Here is a 25,096-nt window from a genome sequence, read left to right on the forward strand (position 1 = left end):
GTAAGGCCGGTTCTCGAAGCGGAGCCGGCCTTACGGTGTGGACGGAGAAGATCAGCCGTGATGCTTCAGCGTGATCGGCTTTAATTCGCCGATACCGAAAATCCAGGAAAAGGCGCCGATCAGGGCCACGGCGCCTACGAATAGCAGCGCACCGACGAAGGAACCCGTATCCTGAACAATGAAGCCGATGACGATGGGAATGACGATGCCAGAAAGATTGGCGGCGGCGTTGAACAACCCGCCGACAAGGCCGAGTTTACCGGCGGGCGCGATCTCGGACAGCACGGACCAACCGGAAGAGGACATTGCCTGGCAGAAGAAGGCGAAAGACAGGATGGCGATTACCACATTATCTGAACGGACATAATTACAGGCGATAATGCTGGACGCGCCGAGCAGCCCCAAAATAACCGGCAGCTTGCGCGCGGTGCCGAGCTTGACGCCACGGTGCAGCAGCATGTCGGAGAGCCAGCCAGCGAATAGGATGCCAAAAAAACCCGAGATATAAGGCAGGGATGCAAAGAACCCGACCTTGATCCACCCCATGTGGCGCGCGCTGGCCAGATAGGTGGGGAACCAGGTCAGAAAGAAGATGAAGGTGGAATAGACCGCGAATTGTCCAATCAGCAGCCCCCAGATCTGACGGTGGCGGAACATCTCGGCAACATCTGCCCATCGGAATTTGCCGCCGGATATGTTTTTGCCGGTCAGCCCACCGCCGGCGGAGATATGGTGCAGCTCACCCTTGGTCACGCTGTGGCTTTCATGGGGGTCGCGGTATTTGGCGATCCAGATCGCCGCGACGACAAGGCCGATAACGCCAGTGACGATGAACAACGACTCCCAGCCAAAGCTTTGCAGCAGCCAGAACAAGACGGGTGTGAGAAACCCGAGCCCGACATATTCGGCCGCCGTATAGATGCCGATGGCCCGGGCGCGTTCCTTGCGTGGAAACCACATGCCGACAATGTTGCTGTTGGCCGGAAAGCAGGGGGCTTCTGAAAACCCAAGCCCGATGCGAAGCCCGATGAACCCGGCGGCGGAGCTGACAAAGCCTTGAGCCAGCGTGAACAGAGACCAGAAGGTCAGTGCCAGGAAATAGATGATGCGATTTCCAAATCTGTCCAGCATGGCGCCGACGGGAATCTGCGCGGCGAAATAGCTCCAGGAAAACGCGGAGAATACAACGCCCATCATGGCCGCGTCGATATGCATCTCACCGCGAATGCTCGGCGCGGCGATGCCGAGAATGGCACGGTCCAGATAATTCACGAGCACGGCCGCGCAGACCAGACCCAGCATGAAAAACCGGACCCGGCCGATGCGCGTGGCACCTGTGGCGGTTCTTGTGCCGCTGGTGGTGATGTCGGACATGTTCAACTCCCAAAATTCAGAAAATTTTTGTTTCAAAGAGGGCTTTCGCTCAAGCGGTAAAGCTTGCCAGCATGCGGGGCGCATCAGGTTCGCGCCCAGTGAACAGGCGAAAGGCCGCCACAGCTTGGAACACGGCCATGCCGCCGCCATCGCTTACCCGGCACCCCAGTGCGCGTGCCGTCTTCACGAGCGCGGTTTCAAGTGGGAAATACACGATTTCCGCAACCCACAGATCCCGGCGCAGCAAGGTGGCGGGTAAAGGTAGGCCAGGATGCGCCGCCATGCCCATTGGCGTGCAGTTCACAAGTCCAGTGGCGCTTTGCATCGGTTTTTCCGGTGCGGGGGCGGCTTCGATGACCGCATGGGGGAAAATCGAGATATAGCGCTGGGCTAGGGCCTCGGCGCGGGATAGATCGGCGTCGATGAGCGTGAGTTTGGCGGCGCCAAGCTTCAGCAGGGCATAGGCTACGGCACTGCCAGCACCACCCGCGCCGATCTGCACGGCCTGGGAGAGGTCCGCATTTTTGAGTCTGATCCTGAAGCTTTCTGAAAATCCTGACCAGTCCGTATTATGGCCGATACGTTTGCCGTCACGGAACAGCACGGTGTTCACCGCGCCCAGCGCCTTGGCGTCAGGAGAGAGTTCATGCAGCAGGGGAATGATTTCCTGCTTGCACGGGTGGGTGACATTCACACCGGCATAGCCAGCGGCTTCGATGTCGTTCACCAGTTTCGGTAAATCCGCCAAACCCAGTTTCATTTGCGCGAGGTCGAACAGATCATAGCGTATGTCCAAACCTTGCGCTTGACCCTCGGCCATTTGCATGCGCGGCGTGCGAGAGGGGCCAATGCCCTCGCCAATCAAGCCGAGCAGGATCTGGCCGCGGGCATGAGCGGGGATGGGGCCTGTCGCGGCCGGTGGAACATGATTCATGATGGGACATTTCCTAACCAACGCACGGCACGAAAAAGCAGCGCCGCAATAAGGATCGACTGAGCAGGGTACACTCAAAAAAGACGTTGCCCGGCGCCTGGGCGCTGGATTATTTTTGTCGTGCAAGTTAGTAACTAACTAAATAGAACATTGCAAGCGGTTTTTGCCGCGACGGGCCGGAAGTCATGATGTATAATGTTCCTCAGGAGGAAATTGCCGTGAACGCATTGAAAAAAAGCGCGAAATCCATCGCCACGGTGTCACTGTCCGGTACATTGGCGGATAAGCTGGAAGCGGCGGCGGCGGCGGGTTTCGAAGGGGTGGAGATTTTCGAGGCGGATCTTCTGAGTTTCGATGGCACACCGCGCGATGTACGCAGGATGGCGGACGATCTTGGGTTGCGGATCTTCATGTTTCAGCCATTCCGTGATTTCGAAGGGCTTGGTCCGGCGCAGTTCCAGCGCAATCTTGAGCGTGCGGAACGTAAATTCGATGTCATGGCGGAGCTGGGCACGGATCTGCTGTTGCTGTGCAGCAATGTGCAGCCGCACGCGCAGGGTAACCCGGCACAATTGACGGTCGAACTGGCCGAGCTGGCCAGGCGGGCGGCCCGGCGCGATGTGCGCATTGCCTATGAGGCGCTGGCCTGGGGCACGCATGTGAAATTCTGGCGTCAGGCATGGGAGTTGGTGCAGCGCGTCAGTCTGCCTTCCCTTGGGTTGGCGCTGGATAGTTTTCACACGCTTGCGCTGGGGGATTCGTTGGCGGGGATTGAGTATGTGCCAAGCGAAAAGATTTTTTTCGTTCAATTGGCCGATGCGCCCAAGCTGTCGCTGGATGTGTTGTCCTGGAGCCGTCATTACAGGAATTTCCCAGGCCAGGGCGATTTTGACGTGGTCGGTTTTACCCGTGCCGTGCTGGAGGCTGGCTATACTGGCCCCTTGAGCCTGGAAATCTTCAACGATAATTTCCGCGCCGGCCCCACCCGGCCCACGGCGCTGGACGGGTTGCGTTCGCTGATCTGGGTGGAGGCTGAGGCCGGGCGCGTGGAGCTGCCCAAGCCGCCGGAACTGGGCGGGGTGGAGTTCGTGGAATTCGCGGTGGATGCCCCCACCGGCTTGGCGCTGGGGCAATATCTGATGGCGATGGGGTTTGTTCAAGCCGGGAAGCACCGCTCCAAGGCGGTGACCTTATACCGGCTGGGCGAGGTGAATATCGTACTGAACGCGGAACCCGACAGTGCCGCCTCCGAGCATTTCGTACTGCATGGTCCGTCGGTCTGCGCGCTGGCTTTGAAGGTGGATGACGTGCCCCGCACCCTGGCGCGTGCCCAGGCGCTGCTTTGTCCCACCTGGGCGGAACGCACTGGCCCGGGGGAGCATCGCATTCCCGCCGTGCGGGAACCGGATGGCACATTGCTCTATCTTGTGGACGAAGCGGCATCCCGTCAGATGTGGGGCAAGGATTTCGATCTGGCCGGGCCGGTGCAGGCGGAGGCGGGTGTTACACCAAGAATCGATCATGTCGCCCAAGCCCTCAATCCAGGCTCCATGGACCGCTTCATTTTATTTTATCGGACTTTGTTTGATCTGGCGCCGGAACCAGCGATAGACTATGCCGACCGTTTCGGGCTGGTGCGTTCGCGCGCCATGGAGAATGCCTCGGGCAGCGTGAGGATTCCGTTGAATATCTCGGAAAGCCCCGCCACCGAGACCGCGCGTTTCGTGGCGGCCGGGGCGGGGGCGGGGGTGCATCACATCGCCGTGGCGATACCGGATTTGCAGGCTGCCACCGCGCGGGCGGCACAGGCGGGGCTGGCGCCGGTTTCGATTCCGATGAATTATTATGAAGATCTGGAAGCCCGTTTTGCGCTGGACGATGTTCAATTACGTGAGATGCGCCGCCACGGCATTCTTTACGATCATGATACGGGCGGGGATTTTTTCCATGCCTATCTGCCGCATTTCGCGGAACGGTTCTTTTTTGAATTCGTGGAGCGTCATGGTTATCAGGGTTATGGCGCGAGCAACGCTTCCATCCGTCTGGCCGCGATGGCGCGTAAACTCAGCGCGGCCTGATTGTTCCTGATCGGTCATAACCGACAGGATGGTGTCCTTGATAGCGCGCCACGATTGCGGCGCGCCGATGCCAACATCGTAAAGCGCGCTGATCGTGGATTTTTCCTGATTTGGTGGAGAACGATTGGCTCGCTTCACGTGTCCATCGCTCGAATGCGATGGAGTGCGGGTGAATATCGCCTGACGGGATTATGGAAATCTGTCGATGCATCCAGCGACGGCGTTTTCGGTTTGCCAGTGGGTTTGCCACGTGACCGGCCAGATCATTTGACTGAAGAGTGGCTCGACCCTTGAGTCGCCGGAGCGATTTCGCTTGCCACTTATCGCGATAAGGGCAACAGGTTTTAAGGTTTCGACCTGATAGTCGATAAAGCGATATTGTGATCCATAGTCGGAATGATGGGCCGGTTCCACTGCGGAGTCGCGACGGTGAGGCGGTGCTTCAGCCGATTGCCCGTTGCCACGTTTCGGGTCAGGACCGATTATAACTCGTCGCGAATGAGTTCACCAACGAACAAAACTGCGCAGCCTCGGAAGATTGATTGTCCTCGCGCCAAGCCATGATGAGATCAACCTCGATCGGCTTGCCCGTTAGCCGTCTTGTGGTGACGTTTCGAAACAGCAGGCTCTCTGCATAATCGGGCATCAGTGAGAATCCGACCCCGAGCCCAATCAGGGTAAATAAGGTAAGAACGTTCTTCACTTGCTGGACAGTTTTCAGCGTCAAGCCTGTTTCCCGTAAATGCTCGTGAATGGTGTCGAATAACTGTCCTCCATGCAGGGGAGAAATTTCCAAAAAAGGTGTTGAGGCAAGCTCATGAAGATTTATTTCTTCTTGGCTGGCCAAGGGGTGGTCGGCAGGCAGCACGGCGACAACCTGCTCGGAGAGTACGGTTTTTGTCATCAGTCCTGGCTCATTGAGGGGCTGGCGCATGAAGGCAATATCGATGTCGCCGCGTATCAGTGCCACGCGCTGTTCCAGAGAGGTAAGCGCCTGTAGTTGCAGGTTCAGGTTTGGAAAGCTCTCGCGCAGAAGCGTGAGGACGCCGGGAAATATCTTAATTTCAGCAGCCGGAACGAAACCAACCGTCAATTTATGCCCTTCCAGATCAGCGGCTCGCCGCGCATTGGCCACGGCGTTATGGGCTTGAGCCAAGGTAAGGCGTGCCGCGTCTAGAAAAGCATGTCCTGCCACGGTCAGCGCCACATTGCGTTTGGTCCGGGTGAGCAGCGGTGTGCCGACTTCGCGTTCCAAATCTTGGATCTGCTGGCTGAGCGATGGTTGGGCGGTATTCAGGCGTTGTGCGGCACGCGTAAAGCTTAGCTCCTCGGCGACGGCGATGAAATAGCGGAGATGGCGAAGTTCCATGCGGAAAATTAGACGTAAAATCTATTTCTGAACAAGCTGCAAAATATTTCACTTCACCATGTTCAATTGATACGAAACTCTTCGATCATGGCCGCTCCCAGAATAGACGGCCGGTTTGTGGAGGAAAAAGCATATGGATGACAAGCTCAATGTCAGGCGGTTCGTTGATATCCATAACGGGACATTGAAGCCTGCGATTTATGCCGACCAGGAGATCTATGATCTGGAACTGGAACGTATCTTTGGCAGGTCCTGGCTGTTTCTGGCGCATGAATCACAGATGCCCAAGGCTGGTGATTTCTTTACGACCTATATGGGAGAAGATCCTGTTATCGTAATTAGGCAGAAAGACGGTTCCATCGCCGCTTTCCTCAATCAATGCCGCCATCGTGGCATGAAGCTTTGTCACTCGGATTCCGGCAATACCCGCGCGTTCACATGTCCCTATCATGGTTGGGGTTACGGCCTGGAAGGCGGGCTCGCCGTTGTGCCTTTGGAACAGGAAGCGTATCGAAAAAACCTAGATAAATCAAAATGGGGCCTGATCCGGGTGCCACGTTTGGCCATTTATAAGGGGTTGATTTTTGGCAATTGGGATGAAACCGCCCCTTCGTTGGAAGAGTATTTGGGCGATATGGCCTGGTACATGGATGGCTTCCTTGACCGTCGCGAAAATGGTACGGAAGTTGTTGGGGGAATCCATAAATGGGTTATCGATTGTAATTGGAAATTCGCCGCCGAGCAGTTCTGCTCGGACCAATATCACGCGCCTTACACGCATGGCTCCGCCATTCAGGTGTTGACGCCCACGCCGGAAAACAAGTCTGAGGGCAAGCCGTTGGGCGATGGCCAAACGCAGCGTCCGGCCTGGGCGAATGGTCTCGGCGGCGTGCAATTTTCCGAGAACGGCCATGGCAGCGCCTTCTTTTTTACGGAGAAACCAGATGCGAATGTGTGGGTTGGCGGGGAGGTTTCTGAATATTTCCGTGAGACGTATCCGGAAGTAGAGCGCCGTCTTGGTTCCGTGCGGGGGCTTCGCCTCGCGGGTCATAACACCATGTTTCCGACCCTTTCCTGGTTGAACGGCACACAGACCCTACGTGTTTGGCATCCCAAGGGACCAAATCAAATCGAGGTCTGGGCATTTTGCATTGCCGATAAAGCCGCTCCGAGCGCAGTGAAAGAGGCGCTTCAGCTTAGCCATGCCCGTGCATTTGGTCCCGCTGGATTCTTGGAACAAGATGACTCCGAAAATTGGGTTGAAGTGCAGAAAGTGTTGCGCGGCTACAAAGCCAAGCAGACGGATTTTTGTGTGCAGATGGGGCGTGGGTTCGAGGAATATCGTAAAGACGGTATTCCGGGCCTGACTAACTATACCTTTTCTGAAACGGCGGCGCGCGGTTTTTATCAACGTTGGATGGATATGATGACCTCTGAGACTTGGGATGAGATCGAAGGTCAGACCAAGGAATACCAGAAGGAGCTGGTCCATGGATGACCTAAGCGTCAAGACGCATCCTCCCATTAATGTGTGCAAGACCTCGCCGGAGTTACAGCATGAGGTCGAGCGGTTCTTGTATCTGGAGGCGGCGTTGCAGGATGAGCACCGCTTCCGTGAATGGCTGGAATTTCTGTCGGAGGATGTACGCTATACCCTTTCTACGAACACATTAGCCCAAGCGCGCGACCGCCGCCGCGGGATTGTGCCACCCACCACCTATATCTTTGACGACAACAAATATACGCTGGAGCGCCGTGTGGCGCGTTTGGAAACAGGCATGGCCTGGGCCGAGGAACCGCAATCACGGACACGCCGGTTCATTGCTAATGTCCGTATCACGGGTCAAGACAATGATGAGGTGAAACTGTCTTGTAATTACATCGTACACCGTGCCGCCAAGGCGCGTGATCACCATACTTTTTACGGTACGCGGCACGATACGCTGCGACGTCACGGCAATGGTTGGCTTGTCGTAAGACGCGATCTCGAACTTGACGAATTCGTCTTGATGACTGCCAACATATCGATCTTCCTGTAACCTGACGCGAAGTAGAATGATGGACAAAATTTTCGTTTGTGCCGTGGCGGAGTTGTTGCCCGGCGAGGCCCGCAGGGTCGAGGTCGATCCGGTGGTCGCGGTCTTCAATCAGGATGGAAAATTCTATGCGCTGGCCGATCGCTGCACACATGGCGAAGCATCGATATCGGATGGTTATGTGGAAGATGATTGTACGGTGGAGTGCCCGATTCATGCCGCGAAATTCTGCCTGAAGACCGGCAAGGCACTAACCCAGCCCGCCACCGTCGATCTTGCTACTTTTGAGGTCAATATCGACAATGGCAATATTTATGTTCTTGTGCCGGCACGGGTGGCGGCATGAGCCGTCTGGCCGGACAGGTTGTTTTTATTACCGGTGGTGGCTCCGGCCTTGGTCTCGCCATTGTAGAGCGTTTCGTGGCCGAGGGGGCCAAGCTTTGCGTGTTGGAACGCTCACCCGAAAAAGTGATGCAACTGAAAACGGATTTCCCGGAAGCGGTGGTGGCTGTCGCGGGTGATGTGCGAAACTATGCGGACAATGAGCGCGTCGTCAACGAGGCGCTGGTGAAGTTTGGCCGGCTGGATGTATTTATCGGCAATGCCGGGATTTGGGACCATAATGCGTCCTTGCTTGGTATGGAGCCGGAATGCCTGGAGGCGGCTTACAGAGAAATTTTCGATGTGAATGTGAAAGGTTATCTGCTCGGTGCGCGTGCCGCTGCGCCGGCGCTGATTGCCTCGGAAGGTTCAATGATATTTACCCTCTCCAATGCCGCCTTTTACCCAGGTGGCGGCGGGCCGGTTTACACTGCCAGCAAACATGCGGCGGTGGGAGTGGTGCGGCAGCTTGCTTACGAACTGGCACCGAAAGTACGGGTGAATGCCGTCGCGCCAAGCGGCATGGCCAGCGATCTGCGCGGTCCCATGGCGCTTGGTCAGGAGACTATGCGGATCATGGATTCCCGTTCGCCTGAGGCCATTCGTGCAATTCTGCCGTTGCAATTTTTCCCTGCCCCGGAAGATTTTGTTGCTCCTTATGTAATGCTCGCCTCGCGCACGGATAATCGTACCCTGAGCGGCGTCATGATTAACGCGGATTGTGGACTCGGCATCCGTGGCATTCGCCATGTTGCCGGCGGGCTCGCCCTGTAATCTCCCTGGAGCCTGATATGTCTGTTGAACTGACTGCTGTGCCATGATGACGGACATCGCGATCACCAAAATGAGAAGGCGCGGTGACCAGGATGCTCATGCCTGGGCCACGGTATGTTCGACACGGCGCACTACCGGCGAACGGTTGGCTGGCGCGGCCTCGGTCAATGTGAAACCGGTGAGCGCATGAGCGAGTCTGTGTATATCGTGGTCGGAGCCGGCCACGCCGGCGCCGCCGCCGTTGCCGCCATGCGTGGCGCCGGGTTTGCTGGACGCGTCATCCTTATTGGGGATGAGCCATATGCCCCTTATGAGCGTCCACCGCTCTCCAAAGGCGTATTGCTTTCACCTGGAACCAGTCTATGTCCAATCTACCCCGCTGATTATTACGACTCTCATAATATAGAGACGCGCTTGGGGACCTTGGTTGAGCGTATTGAACCGGCAACGCGTCACCTTGTTCTGGCGAGCGGTGAAACATTGTCATACGATAAGCTGCTGCTGGCCACAGGTTCGTCCGCGCGCCACTATCCATTGCTCGATGCGTTGGGCGAGGGCGTGCATGTTCTGCGTACGTTGCGGGATGCCCAGGGCTTGCAAAAAAACTTGGTGTCTGGACGGCATCTGCTTGTCGTCGGCGGAGGCATCATAGGGTTGGAGGCCGCATCCAGCGCCGCCCAACTTGGCTTGGCTGTAACCGTGCTGGAGCGTGCGTCACGGTTGATGACGCGCGGCGTGCCCCCACCGCTCGCCAATATCTTGCGGATTCTGCATGAACAGCACGGTGTCAGGTTCGAGTTGAATGTTGAGTTGACAGAGGCCACGCGCGGAACTGACGGCCAGTTCCATCTTCATGCGGCGGATGGCCGGGGTGTTTCTGGCTCGTCGATTCTTTATGGCGTTGGTGTGGAGCTCAATGATCGGTTGGCCCGCGAAGCTGGGCTTGCGGTGGATAACGGTGTATTGGTGGATGAATTATGCCGTTCTTCAGTGCAGGAAATTTTTGCCGCGGGCGATATTGCACGGCAATTCCAGCCTTTTTTGGGGGCGGCGGTACGTCAGGAAACTTGGGCCAATGCCGTTCACCAGGGCGCATTGGCTGGGCGCGCAATGGTTACTGGTGAAGGCGGAGCGTTCGAGGTGCCCTGGTACTGGACCGACCAGTATGGCATCAACTTTCAGGTCGCGGGCAAACATGAGGCGGATGAATGGCTCGTGCGCGGCGATCCGGCAGGAGGCAAATATATGTTGTTCGGCTTGACCGAAGGACGGGTCACCGGCGCGGTGACGGTGAATAACGGCCGTGACATGAAGTTGGCGAAGTTGATGATCGTGGCGGGCGTCTCGCCAGACCCGGCATTATTATGCGACACGACCCTCGACTTACGTAAACTGAAGCCGCTGACATAGCCCAGCTTAACGGCTGCGTTGCGATCGTTTCAGGAGAACGTGTTGAGCGGCGGCTAATCCGCCTTCGCATCATGCTGGATTTTCCCGACCCGAGGCTAACATGCGCGTGAAACGCATCGTCACGCAGGCGCGGCACCAGCCTGCCGCCTTGCAGTTGAATGATGTCATTCAATTCTGCCGGTTTTTGTTTGAAACCGCCGCAAAAGCAGAGATGTCTAGCCTTGAGTTGGACCGTTGGGCTTAGGGAAGGCTGTGAAACGAAATGATTTACATCTTCCCGTGGCAATATTTATATTTCTTGCCCGAGCCGCAGGGGCAGGGGGCGTTGCGCGGCGTGGCACTCCAGGTTTCCGGCCGGGCCGGGTCCACGCCGGTTTCGCCATAAGCGGGCAGCGTTGCGTCGGTATTGCGGATGGTCGGTTCCGTCAGGGCAAGTCCCCCTTGCAGCGCGCCCGGCTCGGGGTGCGTTTCCTGCATGGTTTCAGGCTCCGGTTCGGAGGGCATCTGGATCGCCACATGCGCCAGTGCCAGCGTCACGCGTTCCTTCAGGTCATCCAGCATCGCGGCGAACATGGAGAAGGCCTCGCGCTTATATTCATTCAACGGGTCACGTTGGCCATAACCGCGAAGCCCAATGCCTTGGCGTAGATAATCCAGCGCCAGAAGATGTTCCTTCCAGACGCTGTCAAGCGTCTGGAGCAGCACGGATTTTTCGATATAGGCGGCGAGTTGCGGGCCGAACTGCTCGGCCTTGGCGGCGGTGGCCTCGGCGGCGGCCTGTTCGATCCGCTCACGCAGATGCACCTCGTCGATACCTTCTTCCGCCGCCCAATCCTCGACCGGCAGGTCAAGCGCCAGCACGCGCTTGGCGTCGGCGGTTAGCTCGGCGGTCTGCCATTGCTCGGCGAAGGCTTTCTCCGGCACGCGGTTTTCCACCATCGCGGCGATGACGTCGTTGCGCATTTCGCTCACGACCTCGGCAACGCTGTCCGCCTTCATGAACTCGCGACGCTGGGCATAAACCTCCTTGCGCTGGTCGTTCATCACGTCGTCATACTTCAACACGTTCTTGCGCATGTCGAAATTGCGGATCTCGACCTTCTTCTGCGCTTTCGCCAGGGCCCTGTTGATCCAGGGATGGATGATCGCCTCGCCATCCTTCAACCCCAGCTTTTGCAGCATCCCGCCCATTCGTTCAGAGCCGAAAATGCGCATGAGGTCGTCTTCCAGCGACAGGAAGAAGCGCGAGGCGCCAGGGTCGCCTTGACGGCCGGAACGGCCACGCAACTGGTTGTCGATCCGCCGGCTTTCATGGCGCTCCGTGCCGATCACGAACAGCCCCCCCGCCTCCTTGACCTTGCCATGGTTGGCGTCGATCTCGGCGCGCAGCATGGCCGGGTCGGCGTCGGGCTCCAGCGCCAAGCGCATCTCATAATTGCCGCCGAGTTTGATGTCGGTGCCGCGCCCAGCCATATTGGTGGCGATGGTGATGGCCCCCGGCGCGCCCGCCTGGGCGACGATCTTGGCCTCCTGCTCATGGAAGCGCGCATTCAGCACGCTGTGCTCGATGCCCTTGGCGTTGAGTAGGCGGGAGATGATCTCGCTCTTCTCGATGCTGGTGGTGCCGACCAGCACGGGCTGGCCGCGCTCCCGGCATTCCTGGATCAGCTTGGCCACCGCCTCATATTTCTCGGCGGCGGTGCGGTAGACCTCATCGTCCTGGTCGTCGCGTGCCACCGGCAGGTTGGTGGGGATCTCGACGGCGGAAAGCTTGTAGATCTCTTCGAACTCGTCCGCCTCGGTCATCGCCGTGCCGGTCATGCCGGCCAGTTTGGGGTAGAGGCGGAAATAATTCTGGAAGGTGATGGAGGCCAGAGTCTGGTTTTCCTGCTGGACCTCCACGTTTTCCTTGGCTTCCAGCGCCTGATGCAGGCCATCGGAATAGCGGCGGCCTTCCAGCATGCGGCCGGTGAACTCGTCGATGATGACAATCTTGCCGTCGCGGACGATGTAATCCACATCGCGGGAGAACAAGGTGCGGGCACGCAAGGATTGCTGGACATGATGCACCAGCGGCACATTGGCACGGTCGTACAGCCCGCCGGTGAGCAGCCCGGCGGATTGCATCATCTCTTCCACGGTTTCGGCGCCCAGCTCGGTCATGTTCACCGTGCGGGCCTTTTCGTCCTTCTCGTAATATTCATGCTTGCCGTCCTCGGCCACCTGACCCTTGGCCAGGAACGTCTTCACCACCGCGTCCACCTGGGCGTACAGGGCGGTCGGCTCGTCGGAGGGGCCGGAGATGATCAGCGGCGTGCGGGCCTCGTCGATGAGGATGGAGTCCACCTCGTCCACGATGGCGAAGGCGAAAGGCCGCTGGACCATGTCCTCCAGCCGGTATTTCATGTTGTCGCGCAGATAGTCGAAGCCGAACTCGTTGTTGGTGCCGTAGGTGATGTCTGCCTCATAGGCGGCGCGGCGGTCGGGCTCTTCCACGCCGGGGACGATCACGCCAGTGCTCAGGCCCAGAAAGCCGTAGAGCTGCCCCATCTGTTGTGCGTCGCGGGTGGCAAGATAATCGTTCACGGTGACGACATGCACCCCCTTGCCGGTGAGCGCGTTGAGATAGACAGCCAGGGTCGCCACCAGCGTCTTACCCTCGCCGGTTTTCATTTCGGCGATCCGTCCGTCATGCAGCACCATGCCGCCGATCAGCTGCACGTCGAAATGACGCATGCCCATCACGCGCTTGGCGGCCTCACGGGTAACGGCAAAGGCTTCTTCCAGCAGGCTGTCCAGGGTTTCGCCTTTTGCAAAACGCTCCTTGAACTCCTGGGTCTTGGCGGCCAGCGCCGCATCGTCCAGCGCCGCCATCTGGGGTTCCAGGGCGTTGATGGCGGCAACCCGGCGTTTGAAGCTCTTCAGGGCGCGGTCGTTGCTTGAGCCGAAAACGGCGCGGGCGAGGCTGGAAAACATGATTGGGGCGAAATCCGCACTTACAGTAAAGAGACTGAGGCTGACATAGTCGCCAGGGCAGGCAGGGTCAAATGATCCGGCCTTTAGGGCAGGATGAAATTCTCCGGCCGCAGTGGTTCGGGCAGGGGCTCTTCCAGCGTCTCGGCCACGGCGATCTCAATGGCGCGGACCAGCGAATCCAGCGGCAATCCGTTGGGGGCGGTGGAGAATGGCTCCTCCAACTCCTCGCCCAGCGCGTCCAGCCCCAGGAAAGCATAGGCCAGTACGACGGTGATCACGGGCGTGCCCAGCCCCAGCGTGTCCACCAAGCCAAAGGGCAGCAACAGGCAGAACAGCCAGACCGTGCGGTGCAGCATCAGCGAATAGGCAAAGGGCATGGGGGTGGCGCGCAGCCGTTCGCAGGCGGCCTGGATGTCGCTCATCACCGACAAATGGTCGGAGAACAGGCGGTAGGTGATGTCGGTGATTTGCCCTTCGCGCAGCCGTCCGGCGAATATTTCGGCCAGTTCGGTCAGCAATGTGCCGGGCCGGTTATGCGTGCGTCTGACCCAGCCGCCCGCGGGCAGCCAGTCCCGGGGCGGGGGATCCTGGCTGCCGCGCAAATGCGCGCGCAGCGCATGGGCAAAGGCCCCCACCCGGTGTGCCGCGGGACGGCGCAGAGGATCGTCCGCCGGCAAAAGCGCATGGATGTTTCTTAATATATTGCGGGATTCGGCCAGCAGCGCTCCCCACTGCTTGCGCCCTTCCCACCAGCGGTCGTAGCAGGCACTGTTCCGGAAGCTGAGAAAAATGGGCAGGCCGAGGCCAAGCAGGGTGAAGGGGGCGGCGCTATCCACCCCGAAATAGCCGGGCCAGACGTGGTGCAACCAGACCGCGAGGCCGGAAATCAGCAGGATAACCACGAGTCTGGGGGCGACCACGGGCAAGATCGAGCCGCGCATGGCGAAGATCAGGCCGAGGCCGGCCGGGCGGGGACGGACGATCATGCCGCGCCCATACACCCTGGGCGGGAAAAGGGCCAAGCCTTGCCGGATGCCTGGCTTTGGCCCATAGGAGCCGCATCTCAGAATAAGGTTCGACAGATGCGCCATTTGTCCACGCTTTCCGTCCTAGCTCTTTCTCTGGCCCTGGCGGCTCCGGCTGCTTTCGCGCAGACCGCGCCGTCGGCCGACAAGACCCAGGCTTCCTCGCCAGCGGCGTCCGACCCGGTGGTTGCCACGGTCAATAATATCAAGATCCATTTGAGCGACATCCAGGCCGACGCGCAGAATCTGCCGCCGCAGATGCAGAAGCTTCCCGCCGACCAGCTTCTGCCGATGCTGGTGAACCAGGCGGTGGACCGTAAGGCGCTGCTGATCGCCGCGCAGAAAGAGGGGCTGGAGAAGGATGCCGCCGTGGCCGCGCGCATGAAGGCCGCCGCCAATGTTCAGCTTGAAAACGCCTATGTGCAGAAAGCCGTGGTCGCGGCTGTGACCGACACCGCCGTGCAGGCTTATTACAACCAGAATTATGCCGGCAAGCCGGGGCCAGAGCAGGTCGAGGCCCGGCATATTCTGGTCTCCACCGAGGCCGAGGCCGAGGCCATTATCAAGCAGCTCAATAATGGCGCCGATTTCGCCAAGCTCGCCGAGAAGGACAGCATCGACCCCGGCGCCAAGAATGGCGGCCAGTTGGGCTGGTTCTCCAAGGACGAGATGGTGCCCTCCTTCGCCGACGCCGCTTTCGCGCTGAAGACGGGCGAGTACACCAAGACGCCGGTGCATACCCAGTTCGGCTGGCATGTGATCCTGTGCGAGGGCCATCGTACCGCGCCGACACCGGCCCTGGCCGACGTGCAGCAGGAGATTCGCCAGAAGCTGGCCGATCAGGCGGTGCAGGATACGCTGAACAAGGTGCGCGGCCAAGTGAAGATCCAGGTCTTCGATGCCGACGGTAAACCGCTGCCGCAGGAAAAGCCGGCCGCGGCGTCTTCCAGCAGCGCTAAGTAAACCGGACGCAAGCCAGCATGGCCGGCCAGCTTCCCGTCTCTCCCTTGGCGCTTCCCATGCCGGTGCTGCCGCCCATCGCGGGGGTTCGCATGGCCACCGCCGCGGCGGGGATCCGTTACAAGGGGCGCACGGACGTGCTGCTGGCCGAACTGGCCGAGGGGACCACGGTCGCGGGTGTGTTCACCCGCAATCAATGTCCGGGCGCGCCCGTCACCTGGTGCCGTCAGGTGCTGCCCGGCGGCACTGCCCGCGCCTTGGTGGTGAATGCGGGCAATGCCAACGTGTTCAACGGCGCGGCCGGGGCGCGCGCGGTGGAAACCACCGCCAAGGCCGCCGCGGCCACGTTGGGCACCGGCCCTGGCGAAGTGTTTCTGGCCTCCACCGGCGTGATCGGCGAACCCTTGCCGGCTGAAAAAATTGTCGCGGTGATGGGGGAACTGAAGGCGGATCTCATGGCGGACCGTTTCGCAGAGGCTGCCAGCGCCATTCTGACGACCGACACCTTCCCCAAGGGCGCCACCCGTACCGCTAAGCTGGGCGGGGTGGAGGTGCGGATCAACGGCATCGCCAAGGGGTCGGGCATGATCGCGCCGGACATGGCGACGATGCTGAGCTTTATCTTCACGGACGCGGCCATTCCCGCTCCGGCCTTGCAGGCGATGCTGGCCAAGGGGGTGGAGAATACATTCAATTGCGTCACCATCGATTCCGACACTTCAACCTCCGACACGGTGCTGCTCTTCGCCACCGGCCAGGCGGGCAATAAGCCAACCGAAGACCCCGGCGCGCTCGCGGATTTCCGCCGTGCCTTGAACGAAGTGCTGCACGAACTGGCGATGATGGTGGTGCGTGACGGCGAGGGGGCTCAGAAGCTCGTCACCATCAAGGTCGAGGGCGCGGTGAGCCATGCTTCCGCCAAGCGGATCGGCATGGCCATCGCCAATTCCCCGCTGGTGAAAACCGCCATCGCGGGAGAGGACGCCAATTGGGGGCGCATCGTGATGGCCGTGGGCAAGGCGGGCGAGCCGGCGGATCGGGATAAGCTCGGCGTGGCCGTGGGCGGCGTCTGGATGGCGCAGGCCGGCGGCATTGTGCCAGGCTATGACGAAACCCCGGTTGTGAAGCATATGCAAGGCCGGGAGATCGAGATCACGGTCGATGTCGGCTTGGGGGACGGTCACGCCACGGTTTGGACCTGCGATCTAACCCATGGTTATATCGACATTAACGGCTCCTATAGGAGCTGAGCGCAAGGCCCTCGCCCCCCGCCATCGAGCCGGTCTTGGAACGAAAAGGGGTTGGGCGCGGCCATGAGTATTCTGGCGGCTAGGGGGCCGCTCAAGGTTTCATGGTCCGGCACCACTTTCCGTCGACTTCAGAAAGACGCTGTATATATCCGCCTATAATGCCAGCGTCCTGAAATCCTCCGCGCCGGCGTCGCGCCGCACGGGAAAAATCCGGCAGGGCAGATAACGTTCCAGCGTGGCCTGGGTTTGCGCTTCCGGCACTGGCGCTTGCGGGCTTTCATTCAGCAAAACCGCATGGATCGAAATGTGCCGCCGCAGCAAAAATTCCGCCGTGGTGATGCAATGGCTGATGCCGCCAAGATAACTGCCGGTGACCAGCAGCACCGGCAGACCAAGATCCGCGATCCAGTCCACGGTCAGCTTGGTTGGTGTCAGCGGCACGGCGGCTCCGCCAGCGCCTTCGATCAGCGTTGGCCCCTTTGCCAGCTCTGCCCGGCAGAATCCCAGCAATGCCGCGTAATCGATGCTTTGCCCTTCCCGGGCCGCCGCCATGTCCGGAGACAGCGGCGCCTTGTACCGCCAGGGCGTGATGGCGGAGATATTCGCCCCGGTCGCCTCCCGGCCCATGGCGGCCAGCAATTGCCCGGAATCGGAGCTTTCCGCTTGCTCCTCCTCATAGCCCGAGAGCAGGGGTTTGATGGCGCTTAAGGTTGGGTTGGCGCGCAGCAGCCCGGCGGTGCAGAAGGTCTTGCCGATATCCGTGCCGGTGGCGGTGACGAAATAGCTATTCATGACGCGCTATGTAGGGCGGATTGTGTCGCCCTTCCATCCGCCCGGCCTTGGCGGTAGTCTGGCCGATATTGCCGCGTTTGGAGTTTGCCAAGGTGCCTGAGAGCCATATCGAGATTCGCCCCCGCTGGACCCGTGCCGATGTGGCGGCCCTGCTGGAGCTGCCTTTCCCGGAGCTGATGTTCCGGGCGATGAGCGCGCATCGGGAGCATTTCGACCCCACGAAGGTGCAGATCTCCACCTTGCTGTCCATCAAGACCGGCGGTTGCCCCGAGGATTGCGGCTATTGCCCCCAGGCCGCCGATTATGAAACCGGCACCAAGGCCTCGAAGCTGATGGCGGTGGAGACCGTGCTGGCCGAGGCCCGCGCCGCCAAGGAAAAAGGGGCCGGGCGTTTTTGCATGGGGGCGGCTTGGCGCAGCCCGAAGGAGCATGACCTCGACACTGTCTGCCAGATGATCGAGGGGGTGAAGGCGCTGGGTATGGAAACCTGCGTGACGCTGGGTATGCTCGATCCCTTCCAGAGCCGGAAACTGAAGGATGCGGGGCTGGATTATTACAACCACAATCTCGACACTTCACCCGAATATTACGGCAAGGTGATCACCACCCGCACCTATCAGGACCGGCTGGACACGCTGGACGCCGTGCGCGATGCCGGCATCAATATCTGCTGTGGCGGCATCGTCGGCATGGGGGAGGATGAGAGCGATCGCGCCGGGCTGATCGCCACGCTGGCCAGCCTGCCCACCCCGCCGGAATCTGTGCCCATCAACGCTTTGGTGGCGGTGGAGGGCACACCGCTGGCGAAGGCCGAGAAGATCGACCCCATCGATTTCGTGCGCGTGGTTGCCGCCGCGCGCATCACCATGCCCGGAAGCTATGTGCGTCTTTCCGCCGGACGTGAGAAAATGACCGACGAAGCCCAGGCCCTCTGCTTTCTGGCCGGGGCGAATTCCATTTTCCATGGTGAGAAGCTGCTCACCACCAAGAACGCCACCGTGCCGCACGACGAGGCGCTGTTTTCCAAGCTGGGGCTGCAACCGGCGCACGCGTGATGTCATGGCTGGAAGAAGGCTGGCGCCATGTCTGGCTGCCTTACGCGCAGATGCGGACGGCCCCCTTGCCGATGGCCGTGGCCCGCACGGAAGGGGCGCGCATCATCCTGGAGGATGGGCGCGAGCTGATCGACGGTATCGCAAGCTGGTGGACAGCCTGTCATGGCTATAACCACCCGCATATCCGGCGGGCCGTGGCGACGCAGTTGGAGGCCATGCCGCATGTGATGTTCGGCGGGCTGGCGCATGAGCCGGCCTATCGGCTCTCCACCCGGCTGGCGGCGCTGATGCCGGGGGATTTGAACCGGGTGTTCTTCACCGATTCCGGCTCCGTGGCGGTGGAGGTGGCGATCAAGATCGCCGTGCAATCCCGGCTTAATCAGGGGGTGCGCGGGCGCACGAAGATCCTGGCATTTTCCGGCGGCTATCATGGCGACACAATCGGCACGATGGCGATTTGCGACCCGGAGGAGGGGATGCACAGCCTGTTCACCGGGTTGCTGCCGGACAACCCCGTGGTGCCGCTGCCGAAGGATGCGGCCAGCATCGCCGCGTTCGAGGCCTTTCTGGAGCGTCACCACAAAACCCTTGCCGCGATCATCGTGGAGCCGCTGGTGCAGGGGGCTGGTGGCATGGTGTTTCATGGCCCAGAGGTGCTGCAACGCTTGCGCGTGGCGGCGGACCATTATGGGCTGACGTTGATTTTCGATGAGATTTTTACCGGATTCGGCCGTACCGGCGCGATGTTCGCGTTCGAGCAAGCCGGGGTGATGCCGGATATCGTCACGCTCTCCAAGGCGTTGACCGGCGGCACCAGCCCGCTGGCCGCGACCATCGCCACCGACCGGCTGTTCGAGACATTTCTCTCGGACAGCCCAATGACGGCCTTGATGCATGGGCCCACTTACATGGCCCACGCGCTGGGCTGTGCGGCGGCCAATGCCTCGCTCGATCTGTTCGAGTCCGAGCCGCGCTTGGTGCAGGTGGCGGCGATTTCCACGCAATTGGCGCGTGAACTGGAACCCTGCCGGAACTTGCCGGGGGTGAAGGATGTGCGGGTGATGGGGGCTATCGGCGTGGTGCAGATGCACGGCATCAAAGACCCGCCTGCCCTGCGTCAGACATTGTTGAAAGAAGGGGTATGGATACGCCCCTTCCGGGACATTGTGTATCTGACGCCTTCCTTTACGATTTCACCTGAAGATCTGTCCCGCCTGACCGGGGCCATCCACAAGGTTCTGTCGGAAGCCGCTTGACCTGACATTAACAAATTGCAACCTATGCGGGTAATATGCCCCGCCCTGTTCAAGAGCTTCTGCAACCAGACTGCCCGGTAAAACCGGCCTGGGCGGTATTCGACCGGGGCTGGTATCTGCATCATTACGCCGATGCCCGCGCCTTGTGCGCGGCGCAGCCGCCGGAGGCGGCGTTGGATTATTATCTGCATGTGGGCGCGCGGCTGAGCCATAGCCCATCCCCCTTGTTCGACGAGGCTTATTATCTCAGCCGCAACCCGGATGTGGCGGAACTGGTGCGGGCAGGCCGCTATGCTTGCGGGTTCGATCATTATTGCCAGCATGGCTGGCGCGGCGTCTCACCGCATTGGCTGTTCGACGATGCGCTCTATGGCGAGCTTTACGATGACATGACGCTGGAGAATCTCGAACTCCATGGCTGTTTCGGGCGTTATGACCATTATCTGAGATCCGGCCAGCGGGAGCGGCGGATCGGGCATTATCTGTTCGATGCGTCTTATTATCGCGCCCAGGCCCTGACCTCGGGCGTCACGGACGGTGAAATCGACGGGCCGGGACCATATGCGCATTTCCTGGCTTGCCTAGGGTCCGGCCGCGATGAGCTGCCGCCTTCGGTCTATTTCGATCCGGGCTGGTATGTGGAGCATCACCCGGCGGCGAAGGCGGAGATTTTGCAAGGCCGGTACGTGGCCGCGATTCATCACTACCTTACCAATCCCTCGCCTGAATCCTTCGACCCCGTGGCGCAATTCTCCGAAGCCTTCTATCGCCGGCGTTATCCTGACATTGCCGCCGCCATCGCGGCGGGAATGTATCGCAACGCCTATCAGCAATTCGTCCAGCATGGTTGTTTCGAGCTGCGTCAGCCGGCGGCGGAGATCGATCTGGCCTATTACCGGGACATGCACCGTGGCGTGCGCGACGATCTGAATTCCGGAGCGCTGCGCGATGCCTTCGCGCATTTGCGGCTGGTGGGGCTGGCGGCGGGGCTGGATTACAGCCCCCCGGCGCAGGTCCAGGCGCTGGAGGAATACCCCGCGCGCGAAGCCTTCATCCGCAAGGCACGGGCGGATCTGGCGCTGTTTGCCCGGCAGATGCTGGATTTCACCTATAAGGGCAAGCCGGATCTGGCCGTGATCATGGTGGCGCATAACCGTTTTGAGCTGACCATGCGCGGGCTGGCCTCGCTGCGGCGCAATTTCGCGGGGCCGATGCAGCTAATTTTCGTGGATAACGCCTCGGTCGATGAAACCCGCCATATCGGCCAACATGTTCGCGGCGCGGTGCTGCTGCGCAACGGGTTAAATCCCGGTTTTCTAAAGGCCTGCAACCAAGCGCTGGCCCATGTCGCCGCACCGGCCCTTCTCTATCTGAACAACGATGTGGAGCTAGGATACGGCGCGGTGGCGGCGGCGTTGCGGCGGCTGCGAGACGCGACAGACACCGGCGCGGTATGTGGTAAAATCACGCGGACCCATGGGCGCTTGCAGGAGGCGGGGTCGATCATCTGGAGCGACGGCACCGCCAGTGGCTATCTGCGTGAGGCATCGCCGCTGGCGCCGGAGGCGAATTTCGTGCGGGAGGTGGATTTCGGCTCGGCGGTGTTCCTGCTGTGCCGCGCGGATCTGGTGAAACGGCTTGGCGGGTTCGACGAGGATTTCATGCCCGCTTATTACGAGGATGCCGATCTTTGCACGCGGATGATCAAGGCGGGCTATCGGATTTTGTACGACCCCGCCGTGACCCTGGAGCATCTGGAATTCGGCAGCGCCGCCACGTCGGAGGCCTCGATGGCGCTGATGCGGCGCGGGCGGCGGATTTTCCGCGCGAAGCATGAGGCGTTTCTGCGCGCCCAACCTCGGAGCGGGGAGCAGAATCTGCCGCGCGCTCGCGCCCGGCCGGGACGCAAGCGCCTCTTGTTCATGGAGGACACCGTGCCGCTGCGCAGGCTGGGGTCGGGCTTCGTGCGTTCCAATGACATCGTGCACGCGCTCGATGCGGCGGGGTATGAGGTGCATGTCTTCCCCCTCAATGGCGCGCCTTACGAGCTGGTGAGCCTGCTGGGGGATATGCCGGAACGCGCGGAGATTCTGTATGACCGTGCATTCATGGGGCTGGAGCCGTTTCTGGCCGAGCGGCGGGATTTGTACGACCTGGTCTGGGTGGCGCGCACGCATAATCTACGCCGGGTGAGCGGCGCATTGGCCAAGGCCGGGCTGCGGGCGCCGGTGATTTTGGATACCGAGGCGCTGGTAAGCCGGCGTGAGGCGACCCAGGCCGCGCTGGCGGGCAAGCCGTTCGATTTCGCAAAAGCGTTGATGGAGGAGTTCGCCGGGTTGCCGGAGACGCTGAAAATCCTGGCCGTGAGTGAGGCGGAAGCGGTGTTGCTGCGCGGAGCGGGCCAGCGGAATGTGGCGGTGCTGGGCACTTCGCGCGTACCGGAGCCGACACAGGCGGCCTTTGCCGCGCGGGAGGGGCTGCTGTTCATCGGGGCCATTCACCAACCCGGCGCGCCAAACGAGGATGCGCTGCATTTCTATGCGGATCATATCCAGCCCGTTTTGGCCCGGCTGATGCAGACGCCGCCGGTGCTGAACGTGGCGGGGCATCTGGCGGCGGGGCTTGAGCTGGCTGAACTGGGCGGGGCCGTTCGGCTTTTGGGAGAAGTCGCCGAGACTAGGCCGCTTTATGAAACGGCCCGGCTGTTCGTGGCGCCGACACGTTTCGCAGCGGGCACACCTTACAAGATCTACGAAGCCGCGGCGATGGGGGTGCCCTGCGTGGTTACCAGCTTGCTGGCTGAACAACTGGGCTGGCGCGATGGGGAGGAGCTGCTGGCCGTGCCTGTCGACAAGCCCGGCGCGTTCGCGGCGGCCATCGCGCGGCTTTATCACGACGAGGAGCTGTGGACGCGGTTGCGCGTGGGCGCGCTGAAGCGACTCGTTGAGGAGCATGGGGCGGAAGCCTTCAGCCGGCAAATCCGGGCGATCCTGCCGGCCTGAGAGGCGTCTTGCTGGGCGGCTATTTTTCCAGAATCGCCTGCCTGGGGATTTTGTATCTATAGCTCAGCGCTTCGGCGATATGCGTCTTCTGGGTCTCTTTCTGCCCGGCGAGGTCGGCGATGGTGCGGCCAACCCGCAAGGCACGGATCTGCCCGCGCGCGGATAGCCGTAATTTTTCCGCCGCGATCTCCAGAAAGCCGCGCGCCTCATGGCTGGTGGGCAGTTGCTCCGGAGGGGCTTCGGCGTTGCGAGACGGCCCATCCATCCCGAAACGGTCCAAGGCGCGCTCGCGTGCCAGGGCCACACGGGCGGCCACGGTGGCGCTGCTGTCGCCGGGCGGTGCCCAGGCAAGCTCCTTGGGGGAAAGGGGGGAGACCTCCACCGTCAGGTCGATGCGATCCAGCAGCGGGCCGGAGAGCTTGTTCTGGTAGTCTTCCCCGCAGCGTGGCGCGCGGCCGCATTCACGCGCGCCGTCTCCCAGATAACCGCAGCGGCAAGGGTTCATCGCCGCCACGAGCTGGAAGCGCGCCGGATATGTGACATGCGCGCTCGCGCGGCTCACCGTGGTCTGGCCGGTTTCCATCGGCGCACGCAGGGCTTCCAGCGTGGCGCGGGGGAATTCCGGTATCTCATCCAGAAACAGGACGCCGCGATGGGCCAGGGAGATTTCTCCTGGCCGGGCGCGCAGGCCGCCCCCCGCGATGGCGGCGGGGCTGGCGGAGAAATGCGGTTCGCGGAAGGGGGGGCGGGTGACAAGCCGGCCATTCGCCAGCATGCCCGCCACGGAATGCACCATGCTGACCTCCAGCGCCTGGCGCGGCGTGAGGTCCGGCAACAATCCGGGCAGGCGCGCGGCGAGCATGGATTTACCGCCGCCAGGCGGGCCGATCATCAGCATGTTGTGCCCGCCCGCCGCGGCGATCTCCAAGGCTCGGCGTGCGGTTTCCATGCCTTTTACATCCGCCAGATCCAGGCTGGACGCGCCCGCGCCAAGCTCGCCGGGGGGCGGGGGGCTCAATAATTGTGTACCCCGGAAATGATTGATCAGGCTGATCAGGTCGGAGGCGGCAAGGATATTCAACTCCCCGGCCCAACTGGCTTCAGGCCCTTGCGCGGCCGGACAGATCAATCCCCAACCGCGCCCCTGGGCGGCGATGGCGGCGGGCAGCACGCCCGCCGTGGGGTGCAGGCCGCCATCCAGGGAAAGCTCGCCCAGCGCGGCATAGTCCGCCAGTTCCTCGGCCGGCAGCACCTCCATGGCGGCCAGCACCGCCAGCGCCACCGGCAGGTCGAAATGGCTGCCCTCCTTCAGCATGTCCGCAGGGGCGAGATTGATCAGGATCCGCTTGGGCGGCAGGGAGAGCCCCATGGAGGTCAGCGCCGCGCGCACACGCTCCCGCGCTTCGCCCACGGCCTTGTCCGGAAGTCCCACCATGAGAAAAGCCGGCAGGCCAGAGGCAATCTGGACCTGGATCTCGACGCGCTGTGCCTCGATCCCGGAAAATGCGAAGGAATTGACGCGCGCGATGCCCATGATCGTTCCACCTATGGTGGTTTTTAGATTATTAACACAATTTAAAATTGTCTATAGGCGTTGCACATCATGGCGCTGTCCAACGCCGCTGGCGTTCGGCTTCGGCAGACTAGTCGCGTTTCACCGCGAAAGGGCCGCTGGCTTGGCAGGTTGGCATCATCTCGATGCGGTTGATGTTCATGTATTTGGGCAGGGAGACGAGCCATGAGGCGGTTTCGGCGATGTCGTCCGGGTTCAGTGATTTGGTGCCTTGATAGACCGAGCGGGCCTTGGTTTCATCGCCGCCGAAGCGCACCTGGGAGAATTCCGAGCCATCCACCATGCCGGGCTCGATATCGGTGACGCGGATATTGCGGCCCACCAGATCGGCGCGCAGGTTCATCGAGAATTGCCGCACGAAGGCCTTGGTGCCGCCATAGACATGTCCGCCTGGGTAGGGATATTCGCCGGCCACGGAGCCGAGATTGAGGATCAGCCCGTCATCGCGCTCCACCATTTGCGGCAGGACCGCGCGGGTCATATGGATCAGTCCGGTGACATTGGTGGCCACCATCGTGTCCCAGTCGGTGAGTTCGGCCTCCCAGGCCGGACCAAGGCCAAGCGCCAGCCCGGCATTGTTCACCAGCACGTCGATATGCTGCCAGGCCGATGGGAGGGAGGGGATGAACCCGGCGATGGCGTCCTTGTCGGTCACGTCCAGCGGCGCGATGTACAAATCGCCCCCGAGTTCTTTTTTCAAGGCTCCCAGCCGCTCGGTGCGCCGTCCGGTGGCGATAACGCAATGGCCGTCCTTGATGAAGCGCCGAGCGAAGGCGGCGCCGAACCCGGCGGTGGCGCCGGTTATCAGAATTGTTTTCATGATCTTCCTCTCTCTTTTCGTTGTTTCGCCT

The 25,096-nt window shown here is 61.0% G+C and carries 21 protein-coding genes; 13 read left to right on the plus strand and 8 right to left on the minus strand.

The genetic code is table 11. From position 1 onward, the window contains the following. Positions 1-51: 51 nt before the first annotated feature. Complete coding sequence (locus AB7D48_RS10760; RefSeq protein WP_427978758.1) at positions 52-1,374, minus strand: MFS transporter; 1,323 nt, start codon at positions 1,372-1,374, stop codon at positions 52-54. Positions 1,375-1,423: 49 nt separating this feature from the next. Then, positions 1,424-2,308, minus strand: a complete 885-nt coding sequence (locus tag AB7D48_RS10765; protein ID WP_427978761.1) for a shikimate dehydrogenase — start codon at positions 2,306-2,308, stop codon at positions 1,424-1,426. 218 nt (positions 2,309-2,526) lie between these two features. Between AB7D48_RS10765 and AB7D48_RS10770 the strand changes: the two genes are divergently transcribed. Further along, positions 2,527-4,386, plus strand: a complete 1,860-nt coding sequence (locus AB7D48_RS10770; protein WP_427978764.1) for a bifunctional sugar phosphate isomerase/epimerase/4-hydroxyphenylpyruvate dioxygenase family protein — start codon at positions 2,527-2,529, stop codon at positions 4,384-4,386. Next, on the plus strand, positions 4,387-4,680 hold the full coding sequence (locus AB7D48_RS10775; RefSeq protein ID WP_427978767.1) for a hypothetical protein: 294 nt from the start codon (positions 4,387-4,389) through the stop codon (positions 4,678-4,680). Positions 4,681-4,858: 178 nt separating this feature from the next. On the opposite strand, the gene AB7D48_RS10780 is transcribed toward AB7D48_RS10775, so the two are convergent. Beyond that, positions 4,859-5,755, minus strand: a complete 897-nt coding sequence (locus AB7D48_RS10780) for a LysR substrate-binding domain-containing protein (RefSeq protein ID WP_427978770.1) — start codon at positions 5,753-5,755, stop codon at positions 4,859-4,861. A gap of 133 nt (positions 5,756-5,888) precedes the next feature. Between AB7D48_RS10780 and hcaE the strand changes: the two genes are divergently transcribed. The 6 genes from hcaE (at position 5,889) to AB7D48_RS10810 (ending at position 10,600) form a co-directional block, all read left to right on the plus strand. After that, positions 5,889-7,253 (plus strand): 3-phenylpropionate/cinnamic acid dioxygenase subunit alpha, encoded by a 1,365-nt coding sequence (gene hcaE / locus AB7D48_RS10785; protein WP_427978773.1) that lies wholly within the window; start codon positions 5,889-5,891, stop codon positions 7,251-7,253. After that, on the plus strand, positions 7,246-7,794 hold the full coding sequence (hcaF, locus tag AB7D48_RS10790) for a 3-phenylpropionate/cinnamic acid dioxygenase subunit beta (protein WP_427978776.1): 549 nt from the start codon (positions 7,246-7,248) through the stop codon (positions 7,792-7,794). The genes hcaE and hcaF overlap by 8 nt, the downstream gene beginning before the upstream one ends. Before the next feature lie 16 nt (positions 7,795-7,810). After that, the gene (gene hcaC, locus AB7D48_RS10795) at positions 7,811-8,137 is read left to right on the plus strand and encodes a 3-phenylpropionate/cinnamic acid dioxygenase ferredoxin subunit (RefSeq protein ID WP_427978779.1); all 327 of its coding nucleotides are present in this window, start codon (positions 7,811-7,813) and stop codon (positions 8,135-8,137) included. After that, positions 8,134-8,946, plus strand: a complete 813-nt coding sequence (gene hcaB, locus AB7D48_RS10800; RefSeq protein ID WP_427978782.1) for a 3-phenylpropionate-dihydrodiol/cinnamic acid-dihydrodiol dehydrogenase — start codon at positions 8,134-8,136, stop codon at positions 8,944-8,946. Before hcaC ends, hcaB begins: the two co-directional genes overlap by 4 nt. Positions 8,947-9,132: 186 nt before the next feature. Further along, the gene (gene hcaD, locus AB7D48_RS10805; protein ID WP_427978785.1) at positions 9,133-10,356 is read left to right on the plus strand and encodes a 3-phenylpropionate/cinnamic acid dioxygenase ferredoxin--NAD(+) reductase subunit; all 1,224 of its coding nucleotides are present in this window, start codon (positions 9,133-9,135) and stop codon (positions 10,354-10,356) included. A 106-nt stretch (positions 10,357-10,462) separates the two neighbouring features. Continuing rightward, positions 10,463-10,600, plus strand: a complete 138-nt coding sequence (locus AB7D48_RS10810) for a hypothetical protein (RefSeq protein WP_427978788.1) — start codon at positions 10,463-10,465, stop codon at positions 10,598-10,600. Positions 10,601-10,623: 23 nt separating this feature from the next. Here AB7D48_RS10810 and secA read toward each other — a convergent pair whose 3' ends face one another. Next, on the minus strand, positions 10,624-13,332 hold the full coding sequence (gene secA / locus AB7D48_RS10815) for a preprotein translocase subunit SecA (RefSeq protein ID WP_427978791.1): 2,709 nt from the start codon (positions 13,330-13,332) through the stop codon (positions 10,624-10,626). An 83-nt stretch (positions 13,333-13,415) separates the two neighbouring features. Next, on the minus strand, positions 13,416-14,318 hold the full coding sequence (locus AB7D48_RS10820; protein ID WP_427978794.1) for a bestrophin family protein: 903 nt from the start codon (positions 14,316-14,318) through the stop codon (positions 13,416-13,418). Between the two features lie 96 nt (positions 14,319-14,414). Between AB7D48_RS10820 and AB7D48_RS10825 the strand changes: the two genes are divergently transcribed. Continuing rightward, positions 14,415-15,320 (plus strand): peptidylprolyl isomerase, encoded by a 906-nt coding sequence (locus tag AB7D48_RS10825; RefSeq protein WP_427978797.1) that lies wholly within the window; start codon positions 14,415-14,417, stop codon positions 15,318-15,320. A gap of 17 nt (positions 15,321-15,337) precedes the next feature. Then, complete coding sequence (gene argJ, locus AB7D48_RS10830) at positions 15,338-16,567, plus strand: bifunctional glutamate N-acetyltransferase/amino-acid acetyltransferase ArgJ (RefSeq protein ID WP_427978800.1); 1,230 nt, start codon at positions 15,338-15,340, stop codon at positions 16,565-16,567. A 153-nt stretch (positions 16,568-16,720) separates the two neighbouring features. Here the strand turns inward: argJ and bioD are convergent, their stop codons facing one another. Beyond that, positions 16,721-17,359 (minus strand): dethiobiotin synthase, encoded by a 639-nt coding sequence (gene bioD, locus AB7D48_RS10835; RefSeq protein WP_427978803.1) that lies wholly within the window; start codon positions 17,357-17,359, stop codon positions 16,721-16,723. A gap of 92 nt (positions 17,360-17,451) precedes the next feature. On the opposite strand from bioD, the gene bioB reads away from it, so the two are divergent. The 3 genes from bioB to AB7D48_RS10850 are packed head-to-tail and all read left to right on the plus strand — an operon-like array spanning position 17,452 to position 22,672. After that, positions 17,452-18,414: a biotin synthase BioB gene (gene bioB / locus AB7D48_RS10840; protein ID WP_427978806.1), complete on the plus strand. Its 963-nt coding sequence runs from the start codon at positions 17,452-17,454 to the stop codon at positions 18,412-18,414. Next, positions 18,414-19,670 (plus strand): adenosylmethionine--8-amino-7-oxononanoate transaminase, encoded by a 1,257-nt coding sequence (locus tag AB7D48_RS10845; protein WP_427978809.1) that lies wholly within the window; start codon positions 18,414-18,416, stop codon positions 19,668-19,670. Before bioB ends, AB7D48_RS10845 begins: the two co-directional genes overlap by 1 nt. Before the next feature lie 35 nt (positions 19,671-19,705). Further along, positions 19,706-22,672: a glycosyltransferase gene (locus tag AB7D48_RS10850; protein WP_427978812.1), complete on the plus strand. Its 2,967-nt coding sequence runs from the start codon at positions 19,706-19,708 to the stop codon at positions 22,670-22,672. Between the two features lie 19 nt (positions 22,673-22,691). Here AB7D48_RS10850 and AB7D48_RS10855 read toward each other — a convergent pair whose 3' ends face one another. Both AB7D48_RS10855 and AB7D48_RS10860 read right to left on the minus strand, forming a co-directional pair. Continuing rightward, positions 22,692-24,206 carry a YifB family Mg chelatase-like AAA ATPase gene (locus tag AB7D48_RS10855; RefSeq protein ID WP_427978815.1) on the minus strand — a complete coding sequence of 505 codons (1,515 nt, stop codon included), beginning with the start codon at positions 24,204-24,206 and terminating at the stop codon, positions 22,692-22,694. A gap of 109 nt (positions 24,207-24,315) precedes the next feature. Then, on the minus strand, positions 24,316-25,068 hold the full coding sequence (locus AB7D48_RS10860) for an SDR family NAD(P)-dependent oxidoreductase (protein WP_427978893.1): 753 nt from the start codon (positions 25,066-25,068) through the stop codon (positions 24,316-24,318). Positions 25,069-25,096: the final 28 nt, after the last annotated feature.

The sequence above is a fragment of the Acidocella sp. genome, assembly GCF_050253495.1.
In the GTDB taxonomy this organism is placed as follows: Bacteria; Pseudomonadota; Alphaproteobacteria; order Acetobacterales; family Acetobacteraceae; genus Acidocella.

Coding starts and splice junctions, on each gene's coding strand:
- AB7D48_RS10760 (WP_427978758.1), bottom strand. CDS start 1,374: ATGTCCGACATCACCACCAGCGGCACAAGAACCGCCACAGGTGCCACG.
- AB7D48_RS10765 (WP_427978761.1), bottom strand. CDS start 2,308: ATGAATCATGTTCCACCGGCCGCGACAGGCCCCATCCCCGCTCATGCC.
- AB7D48_RS10780 (WP_427978770.1), bottom strand. CDS start 5,755: ATGGAACTTCGCCATCTCCGCTATTTCATCGCCGTCGCCGAGGAGCTA.
- hcaE (WP_427978773.1), top strand. CDS start 5,889: ATGGATGACAAGCTCAATGTCAGGCGGTTCGTTGATATCCATAACGGG.
- hcaF (WP_427978776.1), top strand. CDS start 7,246: ATGGATGACCTAAGCGTCAAGACGCATCCTCCCATTAATGTGTGCAAG.
- hcaC (WP_427978779.1), top strand. CDS start 7,811: ATGATGGACAAAATTTTCGTTTGTGCCGTGGCGGAGTTGTTGCCCGGC.
- hcaB (WP_427978782.1), top strand. CDS start 8,134: ATGAGCCGTCTGGCCGGACAGGTTGTTTTTATTACCGGTGGTGGCTCC.
- hcaD (WP_427978785.1), top strand. CDS start 9,133: ATGAGCGAGTCTGTGTATATCGTGGTCGGAGCCGGCCACGCCGGCGCC.
- secA (WP_427978791.1), bottom strand. CDS start 13,332: ATGTTTTCCAGCCTCGCCCGCGCCGTTTTCGGCTCAAGCAACGACCGC.
- AB7D48_RS10820 (WP_427978794.1), bottom strand. CDS start 14,318: ATGATCGTCCGTCCCCGCCCGGCCGGCCTCGGCCTGATCTTCGCCATG.
- AB7D48_RS10825 (WP_427978797.1), top strand. CDS start 14,415: ATGCGCCATTTGTCCACGCTTTCCGTCCTAGCTCTTTCTCTGGCCCTG.
- argJ (WP_427978800.1), top strand. CDS start 15,338: ATGGCCGGCCAGCTTCCCGTCTCTCCCTTGGCGCTTCCCATGCCGGTG.
- bioD (WP_427978803.1), bottom strand. CDS start 17,359: ATGAATAGCTATTTCGTCACCGCCACCGGCACGGATATCGGCAAGACC.
- AB7D48_RS10845 (WP_427978809.1), top strand. CDS start 18,414: ATGTCATGGCTGGAAGAAGGCTGGCGCCATGTCTGGCTGCCTTACGCG.
- AB7D48_RS10850 (WP_427978812.1), top strand. CDS start 19,706: ATGCCCCGCCCTGTTCAAGAGCTTCTGCAACCAGACTGCCCGGTAAAA.
- AB7D48_RS10855 (WP_427978815.1), bottom strand. CDS start 24,206: ATGGGCATCGCGCGCGTCAATTCCTTCGCATTTTCCGGGATCGAGGCA.